General features: G+C 39.5%; 6 protein-coding genes. All 6 read left to right on the top strand.

Annotated features, from left to right (window positions below):
* Window positions 1-853: 853 nt before the first annotated feature.
* The 6 genes from H6G97_RS43435 (at window position 854) to H6G97_RS43410 (ending at window position 5934) form a co-directional block, all read left to right on the top strand.
* Window positions 854-1180: a hypothetical protein gene (locus tag H6G97_RS43435; protein ID WP_190946704.1), complete on the top strand. Its 327-nt coding sequence runs from the start codon at window positions 854-856 to the stop codon at window positions 1178-1180.
* Window positions 1181-1269: 89 nt separating this feature from the next.
* Window positions 1270-1932, top strand: coding sequence for a hypothetical protein (locus tag H6G97_RS43430; protein ID WP_190946703.1), 663 nt, complete (start codon window positions 1270-1272; stop codon window positions 1930-1932).
* 82 nt (window positions 1933-2014) lie between these two features.
* Window positions 2015-2689 carry a hypothetical protein gene (locus tag H6G97_RS43425; RefSeq protein WP_190946702.1) on the top strand — a complete coding sequence of 225 codons (675 nt, stop codon included), beginning with the start codon at window positions 2015-2017 and terminating at the stop codon, window positions 2687-2689.
* Between the two features lie 434 nt (window positions 2690-3123).
* Window positions 3124-4011 carry a hypothetical protein gene (locus H6G97_RS43420; RefSeq protein WP_190946701.1) on the top strand — a complete coding sequence of 296 codons (888 nt, stop codon included), beginning with the start codon at window positions 3124-3126 and terminating at the stop codon, window positions 4009-4011.
* A gap of 244 nt (window positions 4012-4255) precedes the next feature.
* Window positions 4256-5011 (top strand): AAA family ATPase, encoded by a 756-nt coding sequence (locus H6G97_RS43415; protein ID WP_190946700.1) that lies wholly within the window; start codon window positions 4256-4258, stop codon window positions 5009-5011.
* A complete protein-coding gene (locus H6G97_RS43410) occupies window positions 5011-5934 on the top strand; it encodes a ParB/RepB/Spo0J family partition protein (protein WP_190946699.1) in 924 nt (307 codons plus the stop codon). Before H6G97_RS43415 ends, H6G97_RS43410 begins: the two co-directional genes overlap by 1 nt.
* The last annotated feature ends 108 nt before the right edge of the window (window positions 5935-6042 follow it).

Raw genomic sequence — 6042 nt, 5'->3', positions numbered from 1 at the left:
CTTAACGACACACCTGGGGATAGCCAGAAGCTATCACCCGAAACGCCATCAACTGTTGAGCAAGCAGAAACTCCGCACTCAAGTTTGATTGCTGGTGAAGAATCAGTTGATTTAATGGATCAGCTGTTTAGTTGATCACGAATCTTTCTTTTTCGGAACTTGTGACCATGTAAGCTGTCTATGTAACAATACCGAACCACCTATACAGTAACCGGGGCATTGAATCTATGAAGCCCCATGTAAATTTATCGCGCTTTGGGTATTGAGCCGAGATACAAGTAAAAAGCAGCAAGATGGTCTGAAAAGACTTGCTGTATATAAGTTTGAGCTTTTTTGAAGCGAAAGTAGGATTTTGCCTGAAGATACTTGTAGTCTGAGGTCAATAATTGCTTTTCGCCTACCCAAGAGAATTATAAATACTCTGTGGTAGGAGGCTAATACTTGGGGCTGTAATCCATTGCCTGTAAGATTTACAGGGGTTTTACTGCGAAAGATATTCATCGTTCAACCTGTAAAACCTGTAAATAAAATTAATAAAAACTCCTGTTTTTGTAGCGATACATACCCAAGATTTGCGCTTCCCTGTAAATTTTACGTAAAAATTCCTGAAACCTTTATAGAGCAAGAGTTTCCAGACCATCTTGCAGGTTTTTACACGTATCTCGGCTCAATACCCTTTGCTGCTACTGCTCTCTTGTCAAAACTTGAGAGCAGTTTTGCATTCTCAATTAGCAAGCGCTCGTGCTTTGTCCGAACGGATATATACCGCGCACCTAGAAGAGTCGTAGTCAACCTAATCAACGATAAGATCAGGAGCAAAGAAAATGAAATTGATAATGAGTCAGGGGAAGCGATGGAAGTCAAAAGCGAAGTGACAATAAAATTTAGTGGCTCACTACCAACAGCGACACCAGCAGAAAATAAAAAAGTTGCAATCGAGTTAACTGACCAGAACGGCATAGTCTTCACCGCTCAAGTTAATGCAAAAAGTTGGCGTAAGGCTGAAACTAGCGCCTCAGAATTTGCAGACTGGGCTGGGGCAGTTTCGGGCAAGCTTGGTCAACGGACTGAGAATGGTTTTGAGGTGGTTGATGCCGGAATTCAAATTTTTGAGAAAAAATCAAAGGAAGTTAAGCCAGATGTAGAGGCGGCTGTGGCTGAAGCTGGCGCAAGTTCATAGACAGACTTCCTTGGCGATCTCAGTTTTCTTTAAAAGCGATCGCTTTTCCAAACGTTAATGTTTTCATATATATATTCAAGATTGTCAGCATGATCATTACTACCGACACACAGCAGTTACCAGTCAATAATCAACCGATAACGCCTACAGATTCTCTACAATATCGTGCAATTGGGCGGCTGTGGGGAAGGTATGTTCCAAGTCATGAGCTTATTTATGAAGGGCAACTAATAACTGCTGACGGTGTAATACTCAATGCCATTCTCCAAAAGAGAGCATCTAAAATAGTTCAACACGCTCAACTTGATTTATCACTTGATTACTTGTGGACTGTTTACCCCAGAACCCGATATGAAAATTCTCTGACAAAACTTTCGGTGAGTTTAGTAAATGTTCGCACCCCCAGAGAGTATACCGACTCAGTTAAGACAGAATTGCAGTTACTAGCTGATAACTTTTCTGTACAAGGACTAGTTGTATACGAAGACTTAGAAAAAGGGATAGTAGAAGTCAAAATCGAACGAAGTATTCGGATGAATTTTGACCCACCCAAGTATTTTAAACTGAGGCTCCAAGGGTTTTTACCACCTAAATCGATTAAGCAATTCTGGAATTTTCAAGTGCGACGTGTCGGGACTAGCTTAGTAATTCAATCAGGGGAGTGCATTAAAGAAAAGAAGCGTGAGCAATCCTCAACTCAAGATATATCAACCAACACGGCTGAATATACTACTGAGTTAACTGAAAGCTAAACTGACAGAAAACTGTAATCATTCTCTTCTTAATTACTGATTTAATCAACGTTTCAGAGTGCATTGCTGCCAAGAATTTATTATGCCTAAACGTAAATCCCCCAAGACGAATAGTTCACCATCACCATCAGATGCCGCGCCAAATAAATCTGCCATTTTGCGTGTCGTCAAGCAAAAATCTACTGCCACTGACGATAATAACTCTGCACAATCTGGATCACCATCAACTGCACTACCAACAGAAAATCAGCCAGTTGAGCCGGAATTAGAAGTAAATAATAACCAGAGTAAAAGCATTGAAGTTTCCGAATTAAACAGTAGCTCTGCCCTGAGTTATGACGCTGTGCCTCAAACAATAGAAGCAGAGAATGAACAGTTAGATTTCCCTCAAACTCTCGAAGCCGCACCAGTTAATTTATCATCATCAACTGCAAATATTGAAAGTACATCTGATGAAGATGGGCAATTGGAATTAGATTTGGAGCAACCGAAATTAGCGAATAAACCAGCCTATAAAAAATTATCAACAGCAACTAATAGTTCAGGACAGACTTTTACTGTCAAAGAAAAGATTGAGGTAAGTACCTGTAACTTTGGTATACAAAAGGTTTTTATTGTCTCCTTATATTCAGCACCAGATGGAAGTATTTGGGCTTATTACCATCCTGTAGACAATACTCAAAGACGGCTTTGGAAGCGGGGGTGTTGTCGGATTGAGGATTTGAAAAAGCTGTCAATGGAAGTAAGCACTGATTAACAGTGTAAATAGCGATTTTATTGAAAAGTTGTTGTGAAGCGATTTTGAAGAAAAGGTGATCACCGAAGACATCCACCAATAGCTCATTGTAAGATGGGCATATATACAGAAATCCTTATAGCGAACTCTCATTATTCAATTGTGTCCTTTTAGTCACATCAACCACATAAATTGCCCCCAGAATATGGGGGTATTTTTATGGCGGTAGTGGCGAAAGCGAGGTAACAATCAAATGAGCGTGGCTCACTACCATCTGAGGTAGTGTTAGGCGAACGCTGTAGACATCAATGAATCTAGAAGACTTTGAGGCATCGATTACACGTTTGACTAAATTTGTGTAACTACTAACTAAATATTGATCTGACGTTGGGCATTGAGTCTCTTTACTAAACAAGGTAGCCTAATTAAAAGGAGATTCTGAATCGATTTTATAGATGCAGCTACCGCAAGAAGAAGCCGACTATTTCTTTAGCCTTTTTAAACCCCTATTGGTTTACACAAATCAAAAATTCCAGATAACCCCTGGTATAAAAAAGCCAGAGGACATAGAAAGGTATCCTTTTGAGTCAACAGTAAAAATTCGAGATAAACTTTACCAAAATCCCGAACTTTTTGATAGATTTATTCAAGAAAATACAGACACTTTATCGCCGGAAAATATTTCTATTATTCAAAGTTGGAAAGGCTTTATTCCAGGGAAATTTTTTGTTTTTCGTTACTTGAAGAAGTATACAGTTTTTCTGACTAATGATGAGCCTCCTAAAGCTTATGGAGTTCTGTCCTTATATAGCCCATTTGAAGAAATAGTTGGTTCAAGCCTCCCAAGATTAGTTGAGACAGTGTTGCTACCTTTCAAAGATAAAATTGTCTCAGATGGTATATTTAAGTTTTCTAACATCTTTTTTGTCCGTGGTGTACAGGGTTCACTTAAAGAAAATTATGAGTTAGCGAAGACAAGGTTTGGTATTATAACTTCCCTAACCGCCTCTGTGTCAGAAATTGAATCGCCTGAAATTGCCAAGTTAAAGACTTATTTAAAAAGTCAAAAAAATTTAGAAGAACATTGGGATGAAATACGGATTCTCAAGGAGAAAAGCTCCGAGATAAAGCACCTTTACTACCAAGAGGTAGGTAAGATATATGCAAAAAAATATAGCAAGCAATGGCGAGAAATAGGTTTAAATGATGTCTGGTTTGCTTTCTTTGAGGCTATGCCGATTGCTAGTGGTAAAACCCAAGTTGATGTCGAACGAACAGTAAAACAGATTCTTCCTAAACCACAACAAAAATTTGTGTACTATTTTCATCTCAAAGGCAAATGATTTTGATATGAGAGATGCGCTTACATCTCTTAAGCGGTAGACATCAGAAGTGATCACTTTTTTCTTTTCTCCTCCATATATCTATGCCACAGTGCCAAAATAGCCACAATTTAAATGCAGTCTATTACTAGAGCAAGAACGGAAACCCTATGAAAGGAAGTATGTAAGTATTGTGACATTCCAGATAATTATCAATAGCAATAGCTTAAGCTAACTAACGAAAGTTGCTTCATCAGTGAACGCTGTGTCCCTTAAGATTATTTCTTTTTTTAATCAAGCTGGTGGAACTGGTAAAACCACCCTAACGCAGAATTTGGGTTATCAGCTGGCTAAACGGAGACATCGAGTTTTGTTAGTGGATATTGATCCTCAAGCATCGCTGACTGCTTTTATGGGTTTAGAACCATTCGAGTTGAAGCAAACCATTGCTGATTCTTTGTTAAAAGATGCTCCATTACCGCTCCACCATAATTTACACAATGTAGACTTAGTTCCCAGCAACATTATTTTGAGTGCTGTTGAGGTACAACTTCATTCCGTAATAGCTCGTGAATGGAGACTTAAGCAAACATTATTAACTGTGCAAGACAGTTATGACTTTGTACTGATTGACTGCCCCCCCACATTGGGAATTTTCAGTATTCTGAGCTTGGTAGCTTCCACTCATGTACTTGTACCAATTCAAACCCACTTTAAAGCTTTTTTAGGCGTAGAACTGCTGCTAGATTCTATTCGCCAAGTCAGAGAACGTATTAATCCTGGACTGGCGATTGCTGGTGTAGTGCCTATGATGCACGAAAGCCGTACTAGCCAAGGTAAAGTTATTCTTGATGGCATTAATGAACAACTGAGTCCTATAGCTCCAATTTTTCCGGCTATTCCTAGAACAATTAGCTTTGCTGATGCTTCGATGGCAAGGCAGCCCTTGGCGGTTTATGATCCTAAACACCCATCTGTCCAAATCCTTGAAGCTATTGCTCAGAAACTAGAGGAAGTTTAATGCAACCAAGAAAATCTAATCGGGTAGCACCAAAGCTAAATACAGTTGATGCCTACCTTAGTAGCTCTTCCAACTCATCTTCTACTACAGTTTCAATTGAAAAGATTCGATTACCACTCAAACAACCACGTCGCTACTTCGACCCGGAAAAGTTAGCCCAATTAGTACAGTCAGTCAGAGAACATGGCATTTTGGAACCAGTGCTGGTTCGTCCACTGCATGATGGAGAGTACGAGCTGGTAGCTGGTGAACGAAGGCTACGGGCTGCGCGTGAGGTGGGGCTAAGTGAAATCCCAATTGTCTCTCATGACTTGGATGATAAACAAGCTCTCCAAGTAGCTTTGATGGAGAACTTACAACGGGAAGACCTTAATCCAATAGAAGAAACTGAGGCAGTCCTAGAGATTCTGTCGTTTTCTTTAGAAATAGAACCGAGTGAAGTTGTATCTATGTTGCACCAGTCTTTCAACGCTAAACAAAGAGGTATTGAATTGAATCAGAACGTTCTGATTCAACTTGAGCAGATTGAAACAGTATTGTCACAAATAGGACGTTTCAATGCTGGAACATTCCGCTCTAGCCGACTTCCTTTGCTAAATCTTCCCGAAGATATTCTTTTTGTACTGAGGCGGGGCGAGATTGAGTACACTAAAGCCCAAGTAATTGCACGAGTTAAGTCAGAACAGCAACGTTCTGAACTACTCAAAATAGCTATTGCTGAAAATTTATCTTTGAGCGAAATCAAGACGAAAATAAAAGAACTAACACCTGAAACAGAAACAACCCAAGATAGAGTTTTAGCTAAACGATTAGTCGAAATTAGCAAGCGACTACAAAAAAATAAAGGAGTCAGTGTTCAGAAGAATCGAACGCGAATATTGAAGCTTTTGGATGAGTTAGAAAAACTCACATCAGAAAACTAGTACAGCACGGCGGAAATAAACCAAGCATTATTGTGAGAAACTAAGAAAGTAGAGTCAAAGCAGTTTAGGCTGAAAACAAAGGAACCTAGTGTGGCACGGTTAGCTCCA

Origin of the sequence: Nostoc flagelliforme FACHB-838 (assembly GCF_014698065.1) — a bacterium.
In the GTDB taxonomy this organism is placed as follows: Bacteria; Cyanobacteriota; Cyanobacteriia; order Cyanobacteriales; family Nostocaceae; genus Nostoc; species Nostoc flagelliforme_B.
This window is presented reverse-complemented; position numbering and strand designations above follow the sequence as displayed.